This window comes from Pseudomonas sp. GD04015 (assembly GCF_029837675.1).
Classification (GTDB): Bacteria; Pseudomonadota; Gammaproteobacteria; order Pseudomonadales; family Pseudomonadaceae; genus Aquipseudomonas; species Aquipseudomonas paralcaligenes.
The window spans coordinates 17,343-34,824 of record NZ_JAOEEE010000002.1 but is presented as its reverse complement, the minus strand read 5'-3'; the positions used below and the strand labels follow the sequence as shown (position 1 = coordinate 34,824).

General features: G+C 65.5%; 20 protein-coding genes and 1 tRNA gene. 9 read left to right on the top strand and 12 right to left on the bottom strand.

The features are described 5' to 3' along the window. Positions 1 to 79 precede the first annotated feature (79 nt). The 11 genes from N7640_RS01765 to N7640_RS01715 form a co-directional block, all read right to left on the bottom strand. Positions 80 to 787, bottom strand: a complete 708-nt coding sequence (locus N7640_RS01765; RefSeq protein WP_279901685.1) for a hypothetical protein — start codon at positions 785 to 787, stop codon at positions 80 to 82. 108 nt (positions 788 to 895) lie between these two features. Further along, positions 896 to 1,198 carry a hypothetical protein gene (locus tag N7640_RS01760; RefSeq protein ID WP_279901980.1) on the bottom strand — a complete coding sequence of 101 codons (303 nt, stop codon included), beginning with the start codon at positions 1,196 to 1,198 and terminating at the stop codon, positions 896 to 898. A 284-nt stretch (positions 1,199 to 1,482) separates the two neighbouring features. Then, complete coding sequence (locus tag N7640_RS01755) at positions 1,483 to 2,139, bottom strand: hypothetical protein (protein ID WP_279901686.1); 657 nt, start codon at positions 2,137 to 2,139, stop codon at positions 1,483 to 1,485. Continuing rightward, positions 2,136 to 2,369 carry an AlpA family phage regulatory protein gene (locus N7640_RS01750; RefSeq protein WP_279901687.1) on the bottom strand — a complete coding sequence of 78 codons (234 nt, stop codon included), beginning with the start codon at positions 2,367 to 2,369 and terminating at the stop codon, positions 2,136 to 2,138. Before N7640_RS01750 ends, N7640_RS01755 begins: the two co-directional genes overlap by 4 nt. A gap of 111 nt (positions 2,370 to 2,480) precedes the next feature. After that, positions 2,481 to 3,095: a hypothetical protein gene (locus tag N7640_RS01745; RefSeq protein ID WP_279901688.1), complete on the bottom strand. Its 615-nt coding sequence runs from the start codon at positions 3,093 to 3,095 to the stop codon at positions 2,481 to 2,483. Positions 3,096 to 3,199: 104 nt separating this feature from the next. Continuing rightward, positions 3,200 to 4,423 (bottom strand): integrase arm-type DNA-binding domain-containing protein, encoded by a 1,224-nt coding sequence (locus tag N7640_RS01740; protein WP_279901689.1) that lies wholly within the window; start codon positions 4,421 to 4,423, stop codon positions 3,200 to 3,202. 175 nt (positions 4,424 to 4,598) lie between these two features. Further along, positions 4,599 to 4,674, bottom strand: a tRNA-Phe gene (locus N7640_RS01735). A 181-nt stretch (positions 4,675 to 4,855) separates the two neighbouring features. Next, positions 4,856 to 5,128 (bottom strand): oxidative damage protection protein, encoded by a 273-nt coding sequence (locus tag N7640_RS01730; RefSeq protein WP_220812355.1) that lies wholly within the window; start codon positions 5,126 to 5,128, stop codon positions 4,856 to 4,858. Continuing rightward, on the bottom strand, positions 5,125 to 6,192 hold the full coding sequence (gene mutY, locus N7640_RS01725) for an A/G-specific adenine glycosylase (RefSeq protein ID WP_220812354.1): 1,068 nt from the start codon (positions 6,190 to 6,192) through the stop codon (positions 5,125 to 5,127). Before mutY ends, N7640_RS01730 begins: the two co-directional genes overlap by 4 nt. Next, positions 6,189 to 8,411 carry an AsmA family protein gene (locus N7640_RS01720; protein WP_279901691.1) on the bottom strand — a complete coding sequence of 741 codons (2,223 nt, stop codon included), beginning with the start codon at positions 8,409 to 8,411 and terminating at the stop codon, positions 6,189 to 6,191. The genes mutY and N7640_RS01720 overlap by 4 nt, the downstream gene beginning before the upstream one ends. A 262-nt stretch (positions 8,412 to 8,673) precedes the next feature. Continuing rightward, the gene (locus N7640_RS01715) at positions 8,674 to 9,072 is read right to left on the bottom strand and encodes an acetyl-CoA sensor PanZ family protein (RefSeq protein WP_279901692.1); all 399 of its coding nucleotides are present in this window, start codon (positions 9,070 to 9,072) and stop codon (positions 8,674 to 8,676) included. Between the two features lie 149 nt (positions 9,073 to 9,221). Between N7640_RS01715 and hisB the strand changes: the two genes are divergently transcribed. The 8 genes from hisB (at position 9,222) to N7640_RS01675 (ending at position 15,047) form a co-directional block, all read left to right on the top strand. Next, positions 9,222 to 9,815, top strand: coding sequence for an imidazoleglycerol-phosphate dehydratase HisB (hisB, locus tag N7640_RS01710; RefSeq protein WP_279901694.1), 594 nt, complete (start codon positions 9,222 to 9,224; stop codon positions 9,813 to 9,815). Next, the gene (hisH, locus tag N7640_RS01705) at positions 9,816 to 10,454 is read left to right on the top strand and encodes an imidazole glycerol phosphate synthase subunit HisH (protein WP_279901696.1); all 639 of its coding nucleotides are present in this window, start codon (positions 9,816 to 9,818) and stop codon (positions 10,452 to 10,454) included. Beyond that, positions 10,454 to 10,711: a DUF2164 domain-containing protein gene (locus N7640_RS01700; protein WP_279901698.1), complete on the top strand. Its 258-nt coding sequence runs from the start codon at positions 10,454 to 10,456 to the stop codon at positions 10,709 to 10,711. Before hisH ends, N7640_RS01700 begins: the two co-directional genes overlap by 1 nt. A gap of 34 nt (positions 10,712 to 10,745) precedes the next feature. Continuing rightward, entirely contained in the window at positions 10,746 to 11,489 is a 744-nt protein-coding gene (gene hisA / locus N7640_RS01695; protein ID WP_220812348.1) for a 1-(5-phosphoribosyl)-5-[(5-phosphoribosylamino)methylideneamino]imidazole-4-carboxamide isomerase, read from the top strand. Positions 11,490 to 11,563: 74 nt separating this feature from the next. After that, positions 11,564 to 12,322 (top strand): imidazole glycerol phosphate synthase subunit HisF, encoded by a 759-nt coding sequence (gene hisF, locus N7640_RS01690; protein ID WP_279901700.1) that lies wholly within the window; start codon positions 11,564 to 11,566, stop codon positions 12,320 to 12,322. 100 nt (positions 12,323 to 12,422) lie between these two features. Beyond that, entirely contained in the window at positions 12,423 to 13,157 is a 735-nt protein-coding gene (locus N7640_RS01685; RefSeq protein ID WP_279901701.1) for an ABC transporter substrate-binding protein, read from the top strand. 220 nt (positions 13,158 to 13,377) lie between these two features. After that, positions 13,378 to 14,133, top strand: coding sequence for an ABC transporter substrate-binding protein (locus tag N7640_RS01680; protein WP_220812345.1), 756 nt, complete (start codon positions 13,378 to 13,380; stop codon positions 14,131 to 14,133). A 155-nt stretch (positions 14,134 to 14,288) separates the two neighbouring features. Beyond that, positions 14,289 to 15,047, top strand: coding sequence for an ABC transporter substrate-binding protein (locus tag N7640_RS01675; RefSeq protein ID WP_220812708.1), 759 nt, complete (start codon positions 14,289 to 14,291; stop codon positions 15,045 to 15,047). A 60-nt stretch (positions 15,048 to 15,107) separates the two neighbouring features. Here N7640_RS01675 and N7640_RS01670 read toward each other — a convergent pair whose 3' ends face one another. Next, on the bottom strand, positions 15,108 to 16,514 hold the full coding sequence (locus tag N7640_RS01670; RefSeq protein WP_279901702.1) for an adenosylmethionine--8-amino-7-oxononanoate transaminase: 1,407 nt from the start codon (positions 16,512 to 16,514) through the stop codon (positions 15,108 to 15,110). Positions 16,515 to 16,921: 407 nt separating this feature from the next. Here N7640_RS01670 and N7640_RS01665 point away from each other — a divergent pair, with 407 nt between their 5' ends. Then, entirely contained in the window at positions 16,922 to 17,476 is a 555-nt protein-coding gene (locus tag N7640_RS01665; protein WP_279901703.1) for a cytochrome b, read from the top strand. Positions 17,477 to 17,482: the final 6 nt, after the last annotated feature.

The following is a 17,482-nucleotide window of genomic DNA, read 5'->3' as shown; positions in this document are numbered from 1 at the left end:
CTTGGGTTTCGCGGCCAGAGCTGTTCGGCGTGGTTCAGAGGTCAATGCGTCGAAGTCCTCGGAGGTAATGCAGCTTTTTTCAATGTTCATGCTTAGCCCTCGGCATGACTGCTATTGGGGCTTTTCGGTGGCTATCATGTAACTTGTTCAGTTCGTTATAAGCTGCCGTGTAAGTTTCCTCGTCAATAAGGCCGACGTTAAAGAGAGCGGAAACTTCTCCCTCTGCCCGAGACACATAAAGATCGAACAGCGCACCTGTCTGCTTCTTGGCATCCCTGAGGCTCTTGGCAATTAGCTCCTTGGCTGTGCTGGGCCGGCGCTTGGCAGGTTTATCTTTCTCGTATGGAGATGCGCCGCGCTGGAGGTAGCGCATTCCTACTATCGCAAGCGCTGCAATCCCAGCAGAAAATCCACTTTCCTCTCCATGACCGCAAACCTTCCAAGTAGGCGAATTAAAGGCGAACTGAATTGCGTGGAAAGATTCCTCTTCATTTTCACCATGAAGTTCAATCAACTCATTAGCCATTTTCTCCCCGAGGCCATACCCAATGCTCCATTGATTTATTTGCCCAGGAACTCTTATAGGAAGCCAGTTATTCAGGGTCGGGTGCTCCGGATAGTCTTCTCGATGGATAAGGGCTGTGAAGCTGAGATCAAAACGACTTGCGATCTTTTTTTCTGGTTTCAATTGCTTTTTACTTTTTCTCTTCACCAGTGGCCGCGGCGACTTCTGGATGCTGAGAGAGATACTGCTCTTAAGATTTACTGGTTTGGCTTGGGCATTCATTTCACACCTCCAACGATCATGGTTTCGAGGGCGCGTACGCGCCGCATGTGAGCGTTGTAGTGCCTTGCTGGGTGCGCAAGGTAAGCAGTCGGGCTGGCAGTCAGTTGGTTACGCATGGCGCACCTCCTGCACACGCACCTTGCGCCCGGTCAGTTCGGGACGCTGCTCCAGATCGTGGATCGGTGTGCTTGCGGGGTAGGGGCCGTGAAGAGCCAGTACGGCGCCGGAGGCGTCCAGCACTTCGACCAGGTACTGACGGGCTTCATGCTCCAGGCGCGCGGCATGGTGGGTATGGTTGTCGTACCGGGCCTGGCGGTGACGGCGGGAGGTGTTGGCGTGGAGTGCTGCCAGGGCCATGGCGCGGTGAGCGCGGGCGCGGTGGCGAATTGCGGACGGATTGCGGGTGGTCATGGGTGCTGCTCCGTGTGTGTTATTGGAGCTGCCACGAACCGTCGCCAAACGATTATGGGTGGCAGCTGTGCGCGGGTTGGCGAACCGGGACACACGGAACCCGGCAGACCCGAAGGTCTCCCACGCACAGCCGCCATAACACGATGCTGCAGGCACAAAAAAAGCGCCTGCAATCGGGTGGTGGGCGCTTGTGCGCCGTGTGGTGTTCGGGTCGCCAAACCCGGCCACGGGATTGACCGTGACGGGCAAACCATAGCGCCGAGGCGAGGAGAGCGCAAGCTGGCTCATTGCTGCGCTTCCTGTTGTGCCTGTTGTTCCAGCCAGGCTTGAAGTGTCTGGTGGCGCTCGCTGAAGGGAGCTCCACCATCGATTAGGACTTGGTCGAGCTGGTTCAGGCCCCGCAGGGTTGTGGCGCTCACAGTGTCTGCGAAGCAAGCGGCAGCGCTTTGTGGCGTGCTGTTATCAGAAGGGGCGGGCGTACCGATTCCGTGCTGCTCCAAGGCCTGGGCGATGAATTCGGCCAACGGGCTTGGTTTCCAGGCTTCACCGCGACATTCGAGCCAGCGAGCTAGGTCTATGGCCAAGCCGGCATGAACCCATAGGCCCGGTGCGTAGTCTCGGACCCCGTTCCCGGCAACGCCAAGCGCTGCAGAAACTTGGCGGCCAGGTGTACCGGCGACGCTACGGATAATCCTGGCCGCATCCAGGGCCCGGAGGTAGTCAGGCTTGCGGTGGATGCGGAGCTGATTGTCTTGCCACTGAGCGGCCAGGGGGTTGCCGTTGCTCTCGGCTATCTGGGCAAGGCGCAGGTGGCTCTCGTTGAGCATCAAGAACTCGTCAGGGCGCCGGCCGAAGTGTTTGGCCAGCAGCGAGGCGTTGATCAGCCCTTCGGCATCGATCGCGATGGTGGCGCGGTCGTGGTGGAGGATAGCCAGGCTCATGCGGCGGCCTCCTCGCGGCTTTCCGCGATGCGGGCCTCACACCAGGCCGTCACCTCGGCCTCGATCCAGACAGCGGACTTCGGCCCAAGCATGACTTGGCGGGGGAAGGTGCCGGCAGCAATGCGTCGATACAGCTCGGATGTGGAGAGGGTGGTCAGGGCTTTGACTTCACGCAGCTTGATAAAGCGGCAGGGCTGCCCTGCTGGGGCTGCTCGGGATGGTGCGGCCATGTTATCGCCTCCTTGGGTGGCGTTGGGAACATGGGCACAGGTTGGCGAGGTGGTAGGGGCTAGTAATCGCAATTGCGGTAAAGAAAACCGCAATTGCGGCGCAGGGGGTCATTATTCTGCGGTTTTTCGGGCTTCTTCTGCTGCCTTGTTTGCCGCTGCGAATATTTTTTCCAAGGTGCGCTTTTTAAGGCCTGGCCAGTTGAATCGCTCCAGCAGTTGGGACTTGATGCCTTCTTGGTTTTGCCCGGTTTGCCTTGGGGCTTTGAGCAGCTCCAGTAAGGCCGCTATCAGCAAGAGATGTGATGGTTTGGCTTCTTCCTGGGCGTTAGAGCGGCGTTCCCGTTGATCTTCAGCCCTGTAGACAGCGGCGATAAACGGCCCCGGCAGCAATCCGCGGAGATCGCCCGAGACATCGCGCTCCAAGGCAAATTCGACAAGCTCTCTCGGTGAGCAGGGAATCTTCAGCTGGCTGGCATTCTCCTGTTTAAGCTGCTGCTCCGCCTCATACCCCTCGGATGGGGCAAGGCGTATAGCATCTTTGACCTGCTTCTTACTCCAGCCGGATTTGCCCTTATTTTTGTTGGGATGAAAACGGATGCCGTCAGATTTCACCGAGTACATACCAAGCTTGCCGATCTTGCCGATATTGACTCCGGTGATTTCCAGCCAGTCATCGAAGCTCAGCTCCGACTTTTCAGCCAGCTCAGCCGCCCTTCTCGCATCCATCCGTCATGCCCTCCCAGGTGCTCCCACTGCTCGAATAGATCGGCCAGCCAGGCAGGTGGGAAATCTGCTCTTCGCCCCGTCGAGCTAGGCTGGCCGAGTAACCGTTACGCCTTCCGCTTGATGCTCACCACATTGGCACCGGCGCACAGTGCATCCACCGAATCAGCCCAGGCCTGCATCATTTCGCGGCGCTGCTCGAGGTAGGTGGCGTGGTTGTAAGTGTCGCGGATCTCGTCGGCGTCGCCGTGGGCCAGTTGCCGTTCGATCCAATCCCGGTTGTAGCCGCGGCTGTTGAGCTCGGTGCTCAGCAGGTGCCGGAAGCCGTGGCCGGTCTGGCGCCCCTCGTAGCCCATCAGGCGCAGGGCCTTGTTGATGGTGTTCTCGCTCATGGGCCTTTCCGGGTTTTGCTGGCCAGGGAACAGCAGGGCATAGCGCCCCGTCACGTCCTGGAGCTCGCGCAGGATGGCGACGGCTTGGCGGGGCAGGGGGACCAAGTGCGGCCGGCGGGCCTTCATGCGTTCCTTGGGGATGGTCCAGGTCGCGGCGTCCAGATCGAACTCGGCCCATGGGGCAGCGCGCAGCTCGCCAGGGCGGACGGCCGTGAGGATCAGCAGGCGGATGGCCCAGCGGGTCTGGGTGTGCAGGCGGGTGGCTTCAAGCTTCTCCAGGAGGTCGGGCAGCTCGGCGAAGGGGACGTGCGGATGGTGGCGCGTGGCCTTGGCTGGTGCTGCCACCACGTCCAGATCGGTGGCCGGGTTAGTTTCCACCACGCCCCTGGCCAGGCCGTAGCGGAATATCTGGTGCAGCCACTGGCGGATCTTGCCGGCGGCGTTCAGGGTGCCGCGTGCCTCGACCTTGCGCACCAGCTCCACCAGGTCGGGCCGGGTGATGCCGGCGACCGGCCGGGAGCCGATGCCGGGGATCAGGTCGTTCTCCAGGTACAGCTTGGCCTTGTAGGCGGTGCTCTCGGCCCAGCGCGGGGCGTTGTAGGTGTACCACTCCCGCGCCAGCGCCTCGAAGGTCAGCCCTTCGGCCTTCTGCGCCTGCCTGGCGGCCTTCTTCTGCTCGCCCGGGTCGATCCCCTCAGCCAGTTGCTGGCGCGCTTCCTCGCGGCGCTGGCGGGCCTTCTGCAGGGGGACTGTCGGGTATGCGCCCAGGGCCAGGCGCTTCTCCTTGTCGGAGTGGCGGTACTTGAGGCGCCACAGCTTGGAGCCGCTGGGCATCACTTCCAGGTACAGGCCCTGGCCGTCAGCGAGCTTGTAGGGCTTGTCCTTGGGTTTGGCCACCTTGATGGCGCTGTCCGTCAGGGGTGGGGCTTTGCGGGGCATGGGGGCACCGTTTTGGGGGCATGAAACACGACCGAACCGGCCATGCCCCCAACGATGCCCCTAAAACTTCGGGCTTACAAGGGAACACCTGGGAAGCGTAGACAACAAAAAGCCCGCACGGGGCGGGCTTCTTGTGGGCTTTCGGGTGGTGTTGGCACCACCTGAAAACGAAAGGTGGTGCCCAGGGACGGAATCGAACCGCCGACACGGGGATTTTCAATCCCCTGCTCTACCGACTGAGCTACCTGGGCAACGGGGCGCCATTAAACGGATTTGGCTTTGCAGTGTCAAGCGAGGCCGATAAAAAATTTCAGTGCAAACGGGCGGTTAGCGTTGCGGCGTGGGAGCCACTGGGTGGAGCTCCGGTTGCCGCGAAGCGTTTCCTTTAGTTGCTTCGCGGCCAAGGCCGCTCCCACGAAGATCACACGGAGGTTATGCGCTCGGCGGCACGTAGCCGTCGGCCTTGGCGTAGTCCTCGCCGGAGAGGAACTTGTCCATCTCGGCCTGGAGGAACTTGCGGTCCTCGGCGTTCATCATGTTCAGCCGGCGCTCGTTGATCAGCATGGTCTGGTGCGCCTGCCACTCGTCCCAGGCCTTCTTCGACACGTTGTTGTAGATGTCCTCGCCCTTGGCGCCGGGGTAGGGCGGGCGATCGAGGCCGGGCAGGTCTTCGTTGTACTTGCGGCAGTGGATGGTGCGGCTCATGGCTGTTCTCCTGCATTCAGTGCGTCCGCGGCTCGTTTGAGGAGCTTCTTCACCGGGGCGGCCAGGCCCAGGCGCGGCGGGCTGGCGAGGTTATACCAGAGCCAGTCGCCCTCGGCCATGACGGGGCTGGCCTGTTCCACCCGGACCAGCCAGGGCTCGATGGCCAGCTGGAAGTGGCTGAAGGTATGGGTCAGGCCGGACAGTTCGCGAGGCTCGCCGAGTCGCAGGGCATGCTTGCTGGCCAGCGGGGCGAGGGCGCCGAGATCGTCCAGTTCCGGCAGGCTCCACAAACCGCCCCACAGGCCGCTGGAAGGGCGGCGATAGAGCAGGATGGCGCCTTCGTGGTTGGCCAGCAGCGGCATCAGCGTGCGCTTCTGCGGCAGCGCCTTGCGCGGCTTGGGTTCGGGGAAGTCGGTCTCGCGGCCGAGCAGGTGGGCGCGGCAGCCGTCGCGTACCGGGCACAGCAGGCAGCTCGGTTTGCTGCGGGTGCACAGGGTGGCGCCCAGGTCCATCATCGCCTGGGTGTAGTGGTTGACCCGCTGGTGCGGGGTCAGCTGCTCGGCCAGCTGCCAGAGCTGGTCGGCCACCTTCGGCTCGCCCGGGTAGCCGTGCTGGGCCTTGTAGCGGGCCAGCACGCGCTTGACGTTGCCGTCGAGGATCGGCGCGCGGATGTCCATGCTCAGGCTGGCGATGGCGCCGGCGGTGGAGCGGCCGATGCCGGGCAGTTCGGCGAGTTGCTCGACCGAGCGCGGGAATTCGCCGCCATGCTGTTCCACCACGGTCTTCGCCGCCTTGTGCAGGTTGCGCGCGCGGGTGTAGTAGCCGAGCCCCGTCCACAGGTGCAGTACCTCGTCCTCGGGCGCCTCGGCCAACGCCTGGACGCTGGGCAGTGCGTCCATGAAGCGGTCGAAGTAGCCGAGCACGGTGCTGACCTGGGTCTGCTGCAGCATGATTTCGGAGACCCACACCCGGTATGGGGTGATGCCCTGTTGCCAGGGCAGGTCCTTGCGCCCGTGCAGGTCGTACCAGGCCAGCACGGCGCCGTTGAACTGCTCGGGGGTCATCGCTTGAACAGGCCCTTCAGTGCGTCCTTGAGTTCCGGGGTGACCTTGTCGCCGAGCTTCTCTTCCAGTTTCTCGCTGAGCTTGTCGCCGGCCAGCCTGGCGGCGACCTTGCCGAGGCCGTCCTTGTCCAGGCGGCAGGCCTTGGCGCCCAGTTCCAGCGGGCCGCGGCAGCGCAGCGGCCACTCCAGGCCGACGTAGCGTTCGTTGACCTGGCAGGCCGGGTCCGGCATGGCGCGCTTGTCGCCCTCGATGACGATGCCGACGCGGTAGTCCATGCCCAGCACGCGCAGGTCGAGGGCGCCGTCGCCATTGACCGTCAGGCCGGGAATGCGCGCCTTGAGGTCCGGGTTGCTGGCCACGCCGTTGTGAAAGTTGAGGTTGCCGTGCAGTTCCTCGAAGGGCGTGTCCTTGCCGCGCGGCTCGCCGGACAGCGACTTGCGGTTGAGGGTGGCGATGCCCTGGCAGAGTTGCTGCTCCAGGTTGGCGTCGATCAGCACGCCGTTGCTCAGGCTGAAGCTGGCGGTGCCGTTGAGGGCGTCGATCCAGGCCTTCTCGCTGTTGCCCTGGGTGCGCAGGTCGGAGTTCAGGTCGAGCTGGCCGCGCACCGGCGCCTTCTCGCCGCGGGCCTCGATCAGCTTCTCCAGCGGAACGCGCTTGAGCTGCTTGTTTGCGGTCAGCACCGGGACGGCCGGGCGCGCATCGAGCTGCGAACGCACGGCGAACTCGCCGCCGTGCAGGTCGCCGCGCATTTCCTTGAGGTCGATCAGGCCGCCCTTGGCGGTGAGGGAGATGCGCGCGTCCTCGATCGGCAGCTTGCTCAGGGTCAGCTGGCCGAGGCCCAGGTCGGCCTGGACGTCGAGCTTGCGCAGGGTGTCCAGCGGCAGCAGCGGTGCCTCACTCCAGGCCTGCTGGGTCGGGGCGTTGGGCAGCGGCGTGGTGCCGCTGGCGCCAGCGGCGGCCGTGGCTTCCTTGACTTCGTTCTTGCGCGCCGCGCCGGCGCTGGCGTCCTTGGCCTCGGGCGGCAGGTAGCGGTCGAGGTCGAGGCGGTCGCCCTTCAGCTGCACGCGCAGGGCGCGCTTGGCGAAGTCGCTGACCGCCAGGCTGCCGCCCAGGGTGCTGTCGTCCAGCTTCAGTGAGAGGTCGTTGAAGGCCAGGCTGTTCGGCGTGCCGGCCAGGCGGGCGGACAGCTCTACGCGGCTCAGCGTGCCGTTGTCGCGCATGGGCGGCAGGGCGATGCCCAGGCCGTCGAGGAATTCGCGCAGGTTGAACTGGGCCAGCGACAGGTTGCCCTCCAGCTGGGCGGTCTTGTCCAGGTCGCGCAGCTTGAGTTCGCCGAGGGCGCGCAGCTGGTTGGCGGAGAGCTTGATGCCGGTCCACTCGGCCACCTGGGCGGATTGGTCGAGCAGCAGCTGGCCCTGGCTGGAGAAGGTCAGGGTCTTGCCGTTGAGCGGCTCGCCCGAGGCCTCGCCGGCCAGCTTGAGGTCCTGCAGCTGGTAGCGCTTGAGCCCGCGGTCGAAGCGCAGCAGGCCCTGCAGTTCGGTCTTGGCGCGCAGCACCGGCTGGTTGGTGCCGAGGAAGGCGAGCAGCTTGACCGGGATGTCGGTGCCCTCGCGGATGGCGCCGGTGGACAGTTCGATGCCCTCGGCGCTGAACTGCTGGCCGCTCTGGGCGTCGTGGAAGTCCACGCGGGAGTTGCTGATGGTCAGGCTGTCGATATCCAGCTTGACCGGCCTGCCGCTCTCGTCGGTGGTTTGCGCGGTCGGCTCGCGCGGCTCGGCGGGGGTCTGGGCGGTGCTCTCCTCACCGGTGGCCGATGCCGGCCGGCCGATGCCTTCCCAGTTGCTGCGGCCCTTGTCGTCGCGCTGCAGGGTCAGGTTGAGGCCGTCGACGCGGATGTCGCTCATCTGCACTTCGCGATAGAGCAGCGGCAACACGCGCACGGAGAGGCCGAGCAGGCGCAGGTCGGCGAAGGGCTTGTCCGGCGTCTCGGCGCTGGCCAGGGTGGCGTCGGTCAGTTCCAGGCCAAGCCAGGGGAACAGGCTCCAGCCGATGTCGCCGTTGAGGGTCAGTTCCAGGTTGGCCTTGTCGCGGGCCAACTGGCGGATCTCGTCCTTGTAGTCGTTGGGGTCGAACAGGTGGGTCAGGGCGAAGCCGAGGCCGACGACGACCAGCAGCAGCCCGAGAAACGCCAGACCCAGGATTTTGCCGAAGGCTTTCATGGACCAAGTCCTTGTATGGGTTCTTTTATATGGGGCGGGAGTATACCGCTGCCGGGTGATGCGGCGGGCACCGTGTCGAGCCGTGCTCGGCTCGGCGTTGGATGGCCGGGGCGGCAGGCGGTTCCCCGGTGGCATGGTCGGTTGTGGGTGAGTTCAGCCCGTGGGAGCGGACTCGTCCGCGAACAGGACTGAAAACAAGGCTTCGTGGCCAATCGGAATGCCAACCCAAGCGAACAGCATTACTCCGGCGTCGGGCTTTCTGCTACAGCGGGTCCAGCGGAAGACCGGTGCGCGCGGCCAGGGCCTGGCTTTCCAGATGGTCCTTCGGCGCCGCCAGGTGCAGCGGCTTGCCGGCCTCGGCGGCCAGGCGCCTGGCCTCGTCGAGGATGCGCCGGGCCACGCCGCGCTTGCGGGTGACCTTGCGCACGCACAGGTGCGACAGGCTCCAGTGCGCCGCGCCACGCTCCAGCAGGGCGCCGCCGAGCAGGCGGTCGTTGAAGCGCCCGGCGATCAGCTTGCCCGAGCCGATGCCATCGGCCAGCAGGGCGTCGACGCTGGCGTAGGGCGCCAGCAGCCAGTCCGGGGCGTCGGCGTAGACCTTGCCCAGGTCGGTGTGGTCCTGGGCGGACGGACGGCTGACGATTTCGACCAGAACGGGCATGGCGGCTTCCTCGGGAGAGCTGGTCGGGCAGTGTAAGGCCAGGTCGATCACGCCGATAGCCATTGCCCCGACCGCCGCCGGTAGCCGCCCAAGCCACGGCCCGCCTATAATGGCGGCCTTTTCCCGTGAGCAGCCCTGGAGCTGGAGAGATGGCCGAACGTACGGCATCCGTCGAGCGCAACACCCTGGAGACCCAGATCAAGGTCTCGATCAACCTGGATGGCACCGGCAAGGCCAAGTTCGACATTGGCGTGCCCTTCCTCGAGCACATGCTCGATCAGATCGCCCGTCATGGCCTGATCGACCTGAATATCTACTGCAAGGGCGACCTGCACATCGACGACCACCACACCGTGGAGGACGTCGGCATCAGCCTCGGCCAGGCCTTCGCCAAGGCCGTCGGCGACAAGAAGGGCATGACCCGCTACGGCCACTCCTATGTCCCGCTGGACGAGGCGCTGTCGCGCGTGGTGATCGACTTCTCCGGCCGCCCCGGCCTGCAGATGCACGTGCCCTTCACCCGCGCGGTGGTCGGCGGCTTCGACGTGGACCTGTTCCAGGAGTTCTTCCAGGGCTTCGTCAACCACGCCCAGGTCAGCCTGCACATCGACAACCTGCGCGGGCACAACACCCACCACCAGATCGAGACCGTGTTCAAGGCCTTCGGCCGCGCCCTGCGCATGGCCGTGGAGCTGGACCCGCGCATGGCCGGGCAGATGCCGTCGACCAAGGGCACCCTGTAAATGCAGACGGTCGCAGTAATCGACTACGGCATGGGCAACCTGCACTCGGTGGCCAAGGCGCTAGAACACGTCGGCGCCGGCCGGGTGCTGGTGACCAGCGACGCCGCGACGATCCGCGAGGCCGACCGGGTGGTGTTCCCCGGCGTCGGCGCGATCCGCGACTGCATGGCCGAGATCAGGCGCCTGGGCTTCGACGAGCTGGTGCGCGAGGTCAGTGTCGATCGCCCGTTTCTCGGCATCTGCGTCGGCATGCAGGCCCTGCTGGAGCGCAGCGAGGAGAACGGCGGAGTCGACTGCATCGGCCTGTTCCCCGGTCAGGTGCGCTTCTTCGGCAAGGACCTGCACGAGGACGGCGAGCACCTGAAGGTGCCGCACATGGGCTGGAACGAGGTCGCCCAGGCGGTCGACCACCCGCTCTGGCACGAGATTCCGGACAACGGCCGCTTCTACTTCGTGCACAGCTACTACATCGAGGCCGGCAACCCGGCCCAGGTGGTCGGCCGCGGCCACTACGGCAAGGACTTCGCCGCGGCGCTGGCCGACGGCTCGCGCTTCGCCGTGCAGTTCCACCCGGAGAAGAGCCACAGCCACGGCCTGCAGCTGCTGCAGAATTTCGTCGCCTGGGACGGCCGCCGCTGATGAGCCGGGGCCGCAAGATCGCGCCGCTGGAGTTGGAGGGCGCCGCGCAGCAGGCGGCCCTGCAGGCCCTGGAGCGTTTCCTGGAAGACCGCTTCGAACTCGAGCTGGGCTCGTTCGAGGTGCAGGAAGTGCTCGACCTGATCGCGCGCGAGATCGCCCCGCACTACTACAACAAGGCGATCGCCGACGCCCAGGCGTTGCTGGCCGATCGCTTCGCCAGCCTGGAGAGCGACCTGTGGGCGCTCGAAAAGGCCTGACGCCACAAAATCACGACTCGAGCAGGTTCAACCGATGCTGATTATCCCCGCTATCGATCTCAAGGACGGCGCCTGCGTGCGCCTGCGCCAGGGCCGCATGGAGGACTCCACCGTGTTCTCCGACGACCCGGTGAGCATGGCCGCCAAGTGGGTCGAGGGCGGCTGCCGTCGCCTGCACCTGGTAGACCTGAACGGCGCCTTCGAGGGCCAGCCGGTCAACGGCGAAGTGGTCACCGCCATCGCCAGGCGCTACCCGAACCTGCCGATCCAGATCGGCGGCGGCATCCGTACCCTGGAAACCATCGAGCACTACGTCCGCGCCGGCGTCAGCTACGTGATCATCGGCACCAAGGCCGTCAAAGAGCCGGAATTCGTCACCGAGGCGTGCAAGGCCTTCCCGGGCAAGGTCATCGTCGGCCTGGACGCCAAGGACGGCTTCGTCGCCACCGACGGCTGGGCTGAGGTCTCCACCGTGCAGGCCACCGACCTGGCCAGGCGCTTCGAGGCCGACGGCGTGTCCGCCATCGTCTACACCGACATCGCCAAGGACGGCATGATGCAGGGCTGCAACATCCCGGCGACCGTGGCCCTGGCCAACGCCAGCCGCATCCCGGTGATCGCCTCCGGTGGCATCCACAACATCGGCGACATCCAGGCCCTGCTGGACGCCAACAACCCCGGCATCATCGGCGCCATCACCGGCCGCGCGATCTACGAGGGCACCCTCGACGTAGCCGAGGCCCAGGCCGTCTGCGACCTCAAGCACAAGGTCGAGTGAGTTGAACGGGGTGCGCCGCGCGCACCGCTGACGGGTTACCGGTGCGCGTGGCGCACCCTACGAGAGAAGTCGCCATGGCACTGGCCAAACGCATCATCCCCTGCCTCGACGTGGACAACGGCCGCGTGGTCAAGGGCGTCAAGTTCGAGAACATCCGCGACGCCGGCGACCCGGTGGAGATCGCCCGCCGCTACGACGAGCAGGGTGCGGACGAGATCACCTTCCTCGACATCACCGCCAGCGTCGACGGCCGCGACACCACCCTCCACACCGTGGAGCGCATGGCCAGCCAGGTGTTCATCCCGCTGACCGTGGGTGGCGGCGTGCGCACCGTGCAGGACATCCGCAACCTGCTCAACGCCGGGGCCGACAAGGTCTCGATCAACACCGCCGCGGTGTTCAACCCGGAGTTCGTCGGCGAGGCCGCCGCGCGCTTCGGCTCCCAGTGCATCGTGGTCGCCATCGACGCCAAGAGGGTCGCTCCGGGCCGCTGGGAAATCTTCACCCACGGCGGGCGCAAGCCGACCGGCCTGGACGCCGTGGCTTGGGCCAAGAAGATGGAAGACCTGGGCGCCGGCGAAATCCTGCTCACCAGCATGGACCAGGACGGCGTGAAGAGCGGCTACGACCTGGGCGTGACCCGCGCCATCAGCGAGAACGTGGGCATCCCGGTGATCGCCTCCGGCGGCGTCGGCAACCTGGAGCACCTGGCCGCCGGCATCCTCGAAGGCAAGGCCGACGCGGTGCTGGCCGCCAGCATCTTCCACTTCGGCGAATACAGCGTGCCGGAGGCCAAGGCCTACCTGGCCAGCCGCGGTATCGTGGTGCGCTGACGGCCCGCTGTGCGGGAGTCGCTAACCGGCCATGACCACGGCCGGCTAGAATAAGAGGGTCCGTTCGCCACCGCGAACCCCTCTTCGACAAGGAGTCCCTATGCTGCTCTCCAGGCTGCTGACCCTGTTCCTGCTGTTGGTTGGCACCACTCTGGCGCGCGCCGAATCGCTGGTGCTGCTCACCGAGAACCTTCCCCCCTTCAACATGGCCGTCAGCGGTGGCAACTTCGCCCGCGACGACGGCATCACCGGCATCAGCACCGAGACCACGCGCCTCATCTGCGAGCGCGCCGGCATCGAATGCCAGCAGATCCTCCGCTTCCCCTGGGAGCGGGTCTACACCCAGGCGCTCAACGAGGCCGGCTACGGCTTGTTCTCGGTGGCGCGCACCGCCGAGCGCGAAGACCTGTTCAAGTGGGTCGGCCCTATCGCCGGCGAGGACTGGGTGCTGCTCGCCCGCGCCGACTCGCCGATCCAGCTGACCAGCCTGGACCAGGCCGGCCAGTACCGGCTGGGCGGCTACAAGGGCGACGCGCCCAGCGAGAAGGTGGTCGAGAGCGGCCTGCAGGTGCAGCAGTCGCTCTACGACAAGGAGAACCCGGTGCGCCTGGCCGAAGGCCAGATCGACCTGTGGGTGACCTCCTCGGTGGCCGGCCAGTACCTGGCCCGCCAGCAGGGCTACGCGGACTTCCGCGTGGCGCTGACCTTCGGCCGCGGCGACCTCTACCTGGCGCTCAACAAGCAGACGCCGGACGCCACCGTGGACAAGCTGCGCACCGCCCTGGAGCAACTGCGCGGCGAGGGTCGCCTGCAGGCCATTTCCCAGAAGTATTGAGTTTCGCCGCCTACACTTGGGTGGGCGCCGTTTCGTCGCATCTGGTTCGCTTCTTGCGTGATCGCCGGGAGCGATTTCTCCGGCGCTGGCCGCCGTGACGTAGTTCCATGTGCTGTCATCCTGGCGTGGCACTATGCGCGCTCCAGCCGTGCCACCCGTGTGCGCACGGCCACTTGCAGAGAAGTCGCCCGAACAACCACAACTCTGGAGCTGTACTGCAATGTTGAAGTATCTGCACAAGGCGCTGTTCCTGGCGCTGCTGGCGCTGGCCGGCGGCGCGCGAGCCGAAGTCTCCGACGACTACAAGATGATCCTGCTGACGGAGAACTTCCCGCCGTTCAACATGGCCATCGACGAGAAGAACTTCGCCCGCGACGACAGCATCGACGGCATCAGCGCCGATATCGTGCGCGAGGTGTTCAAGCGCGCGGGCATCAACTACAACCTCAGCCTGCGCTTCCCCTGGGACCGCATCTACCGCCTGACCCTGGACAAGCCCAACTACGGCCTGTTCTCCACCACCTACACGGAAGAGCGCAAGCCGCTGTTCAAGTGGGTCGGCCCGCTGGCCAAGAGCGAGTGGGTACTGCTCGCCGCGCCGGGCAGCACGATCAAGGTCAACAGCCTAGACGAGGCCCGCCAGTACACCATCGGCGCCTACAAGAACGACGCCGTCAGCCAGCACCTGGAAAGCAAGGGGCTCACGCCGATCAACTCGCTGCGCGACCAGGAAAACGTCGCCAAGCTGATGAGCGGCAAGATCGACCTGTGGGCGACCACCGACCCGGTCGGCCGCTACCTGGCCAAGCAGGAAGGCGCCAGCGGACTGCAGGTGGTGCTGCGCTTCAACAGCGCCGAGCTGTTCCTGGCGCTGAACCAGGAAACCCCGGACGAGGTGGTCCAGCGCCTGCAGAAGGCCCTGGACGAGCTGCGCGCCGAAGGCTTCGTCGACGAGATCACCAGCAACTATCTATAAGCCGCGGCGGCCGGCCGGTGTAAGGGCCTGCGCGCCGCCACCGCCCGGTGGTTCGTGCTAACCTTCTGCCGCTCCGGTTGGCTGATGGCCACGTTCAGGGCACAGGAGAGCGGCCCGCTCTCCCGCCTTCCCCGACTGTCAAGGATACGGATATGTTGTTGAAGCGACTGACCATGGTGTTGCTGGGCGCAGGCCTGCTGCTGTCCACCCTGGCGCGAGCCGAACTGCCCGCCGACTACAAGGTGGTGCTGCTGACCGAGAACTTCCCGCCCTACAACATGGCCACCAACGGCAAGAACTTCGCCCGCGAGGAAAACCTCAGCGGCATCGCCGTGGACGTGGTGCGCGAGATGTTCAAGAGTGCCGGCATCGGCTACCACATGACCCTGCGTTTCCCCTGGGCGCGGGTCTACAAGATGGCCCTGGAGAACCCCGACCACGGCGCCTTCGTGATGGCCAAGCTGCCGGAGCGGGAGCGGCTGTTCAAGTGGGTCGGCCCCATCGGCCCGGACGACTGGGTGATGCTGGCCCGTGCCGACAGCACCATCAACCTGATCAGCCTGGAGCAGGCCAAGTCCTACCGGGTCGGCGCCTACAAAGGCGACGCCATCGAGGAGCACCTGCTCGGCCAGGGTCTGCAGCCGATCAGTTCGCTGCGTGACCAGGAGAACGCCCACAAGCTGCAGGAAGGCAAGATCGACCTGTGGGCCACCGGCGATCCTGCCGGCCGCTACCTGGCCAAGCAGGAAGGCATCACCGGCCTGAAGACCGTGCTGCGCTTCGACAACACCGAGCTGTACCTGGCCCTCAACCCGGAGACTCCCGACGAGGTGGTCGAGCGCCTGCAGAAGGCCCTCGACGGCCTGCGTGCCAGCGGCAAGGTCGACCAGATCTTCCAGAACTACGTGCAGTAATGCCATAGAGGGGGCTGTGCGTGCCGCGTTCCCTGCGGCGGTGCACCCCGTGGGTTTCTATCAGCCCGGATCGCGGTGGTTGGGATAGAGGTCGGAGGCGACGCCGACGCTCACCGATTCGCGGGTGGCGATGTCGATGCCTTCCGTGGCCACTTCGGCCAGGAAGTCGATCTGCTCCGGGGTGATCACGTAGGGTGGCAGGAAGTACACCACGCTGCCCAGCGGGCGCAGCAGGGCGCCACGCTCCAGGGCGTGCTGGTACACCGCCAGGCCTCGCCGCTCCTGCCAGGGGTAGGCGACCTTGCCAGCCTTGTCCTTGACCATCTCGATCGCCAGGGCCATGCCGGTCTGGCGCACCTCGGCCACGTGCGGGTGCTCCTTGAGATGCTCGGTGGCGCTGGCCATGCGCGCGGCCAGTGCCTTGTTGGCCTCGATGACGTTGTCCTGCTCGAAGATGTCCAGGGTCGCCAGCGCCGCCGCGCAGGCCAGTGGGTTGCCGGTGTAGGTGTGCGAATGGAGGAAGGCGCGCAGGGTGGCGTAGTCGTCGTAGAAGGCGCCGTACACCTCGTCGGTGGTGAGCACCGCGGCCATCGGCAGGTAGCCGCCGGTGAGCGCCTTGGACAGCACCAGGAAGTCCGGGGTGATGCCGGCCTGCTCGCAGGCGAACAGCGTCCCGGTGCGGCCGAAGCCGACGGCGATTTCGTCGTGGATCAGGTGCACGCCGTGACGGTCGCAGGCCTCGCGCAGCAGCTTGAGATAGACGGGGTGGTACATGCGCATGCCGCCGGCACCCTGGATCAGCGGCTCGACGATCACCGCCGCCACTTCGTGGGCATGTTCGGCCAGAGTCTGCTCCATGGCGGCGAACATATTCCGCGAATGCTCCTCCCAGCTCATGCCTTCGGGACGCAGGTAGCAATCCGGGCTCGGCACCTTGATGGTATCCAGCAGCAGTGCCTTGTAGGTGTCGGTGAACAGCGCCACGTCGCCCACCGACATGGCCGCCACCGTCTCGCCGTGGTAGCTGTTGGTCAGGGTGACGAAGCGCTTCTTGCCGGGCTTGCCGCTGTTGATCCAGTAGTGGTGGCTCATCTTCAGCGCCACCTCGATGCCGGACGAGCCGTTGTCGGCGTAGAACACCTTGTTCAGCCCCGGCGGGGTGATCCGCACCAGGCGCTCGGACAGCTCGACCACCGACGCGTGGGTGAAGCCGGCCAGCATCACGTGTTCCAGGCTGTCCAGTTGCTCGCGGATGCGCGCGTTGATGCGCGGGTTGCCATGGCCGAACACGTTGACCCACCAGGAGCTGACCGCGTCCAGGTAGCGCTTGCCGTCGAAGTCCTCCAGCCAGACGCCGTCGCCGCGCCGGATCGGGATCAGCGGCAGGCGCTCGTGGTCCTTCATCTGGGTGCAGGGGTGCCACAGCACGGCGAGGTCGCGCTGCATCCATTGGCTGTTCTGGTTCATGGGGGTTCTCCGAAACGACAGCCGGTGAGACTACCAGAAGCCCCTGCCGGATAGGTCTGGCCCGCGTCGGGCCATTGCCGGCGCTGAGCGAGATCGCCCTGGTTTCGTCGCCGGCAAGTCGCTCGTGGAAGACGCCGGCCTACGGTCAGCTGTGGCCCAGGGTGCGTCCAATGGGAATAGGCCGGCTTCTCGCCTCGCCTGTTCACCGAGATGGAGGCCGCTCATCACCCGAAAGGCGCCATCCAGAGCCTTCGCAGCGAACCTACGCGCGGCCGTGCTGACCAAGCAGCACGGCCGCCGCATCGATGTAATCATCTGGTTACCCGATATTTCGAAGCGAAAAATTCCGCTTTTAATCGATGCGTTTGCCGCTAGGCTGTCTCCATCGTTTGTTCGGAAGTTTTCTCATGCAGTGGCGCAATTCGGATTCCACCTACGGCCTGGTCAGCATCCTGCTGCACTGGCTGGTGGCGCTCGCGGTGTTCGGCCTGTTCGGCCTCGGGTTGTGGATGGTCGGGCTGGATTACTACAGCAGCTGGTACCGCACCGCGCCCGACCTGCACAAGAGCATCGGCATCCTGCTGTTCGTGGTGATGCTGGGCCGCGTTATCTGGCGCTTCATCACCCCACCGCCGCCCGCCCCGGCCAACCACGGGCCGCTGACCCGCCTGGCTTCGAAGTTCGGCCATGCGCTGCTCTATCTCGGCCTGTTCGCCATCATGATCTCGGGCTACCTGATTTCCACCGCCGACAACCGCGGCATCAGCGTGTTCGACCTGTTCGAGGTCCCCGCCACCATCACCAGCATTTCCGAGCAGGCCGACCGGGCCGGCGCATTCCACTTCTATGCCGCCTGGGCGCTGGTGATCTTCGCCGGCCTGCATGCGCTGGCGGCCCTCAAGCACCATTTCATTGACCGTGACGCCACCCTGGTACGTATGTTCGGTCGTACCGGCAAGTAACCCACA

Coding starts and splice junctions, on each gene's coding strand:
- N7640_RS01765 (WP_279901685.1), bottom strand. CDS start 787: ATGAATGCCCAAGCCAAACCAGTAAATCTTAAGAGCAGTATCTCTCTC.
- N7640_RS01760 (WP_279901980.1), bottom strand. CDS start 1,198: ATGACCACCCGCAATCCGTCCGCAATTCGCCACCGCGCCCGCGCTCAC.
- N7640_RS01755 (WP_279901686.1), bottom strand. CDS start 2,139: ATGAGCCTGGCTATCCTCCACCACGACCGCGCCACCATCGCGATCGAT.
- N7640_RS01750 (WP_279901687.1), bottom strand. CDS start 2,369: ATGGCCGCACCATCCCGAGCAGCCCCAGCAGGGCAGCCCTGCCGCTTT.
- N7640_RS01745 (WP_279901688.1), bottom strand. CDS start 3,095: ATGGATGCGAGAAGGGCGGCTGAGCTGGCTGAAAAGTCGGAGCTGAGC.
- N7640_RS01740 (WP_279901689.1), bottom strand. CDS start 4,423: ATGCCCCGCAAAGCCCCACCCCTGACGGACAGCGCCATCAAGGTGGCC.
- N7640_RS01730 (WP_220812355.1), bottom strand. CDS start 5,128: ATGAGCCGCACCATCCACTGCCGCAAGTACAACGAAGACCTGCCCGGC.
- mutY (WP_220812354.1), bottom strand. CDS start 6,192: ATGACCCCCGAGCAGTTCAACGGCGCCGTGCTGGCCTGGTACGACCTG.
- N7640_RS01720 (WP_279901691.1), bottom strand. CDS start 8,411: ATGAAAGCCTTCGGCAAAATCCTGGGTCTGGCGTTTCTCGGGCTGCTG.
- N7640_RS01715 (WP_279901692.1), bottom strand. CDS start 9,072: ATGCCCGTTCTGGTCGAAATCGTCAGCCGTCCGTCCGCCCAGGACCAC.
- hisB (WP_279901694.1), top strand. CDS start 9,222: ATGGCCGAACGTACGGCATCCGTCGAGCGCAACACCCTGGAGACCCAG.
- hisH (WP_279901696.1), top strand. CDS start 9,816: ATGCAGACGGTCGCAGTAATCGACTACGGCATGGGCAACCTGCACTCG.
- N7640_RS01700 (WP_279901698.1), top strand. CDS start 10,454: ATGAGCCGGGGCCGCAAGATCGCGCCGCTGGAGTTGGAGGGCGCCGCG.
- hisA (WP_220812348.1), top strand. CDS start 10,746: ATGCTGATTATCCCCGCTATCGATCTCAAGGACGGCGCCTGCGTGCGC.
- hisF (WP_279901700.1), top strand. CDS start 11,564: ATGGCACTGGCCAAACGCATCATCCCCTGCCTCGACGTGGACAACGGC.
- N7640_RS01685 (WP_279901701.1), top strand. CDS start 12,423: ATGCTGCTCTCCAGGCTGCTGACCCTGTTCCTGCTGTTGGTTGGCACC.
- N7640_RS01680 (WP_220812345.1), top strand. CDS start 13,378: ATGTTGAAGTATCTGCACAAGGCGCTGTTCCTGGCGCTGCTGGCGCTG.
- N7640_RS01670 (WP_279901702.1), bottom strand. CDS start 16,514: ATGAACCAGAACAGCCAATGGATGCAGCGCGACCTCGCCGTGCTGTGG.
- N7640_RS01665 (WP_279901703.1), top strand. CDS start 16,922: ATGCAGTGGCGCAATTCGGATTCCACCTACGGCCTGGTCAGCATCCTG.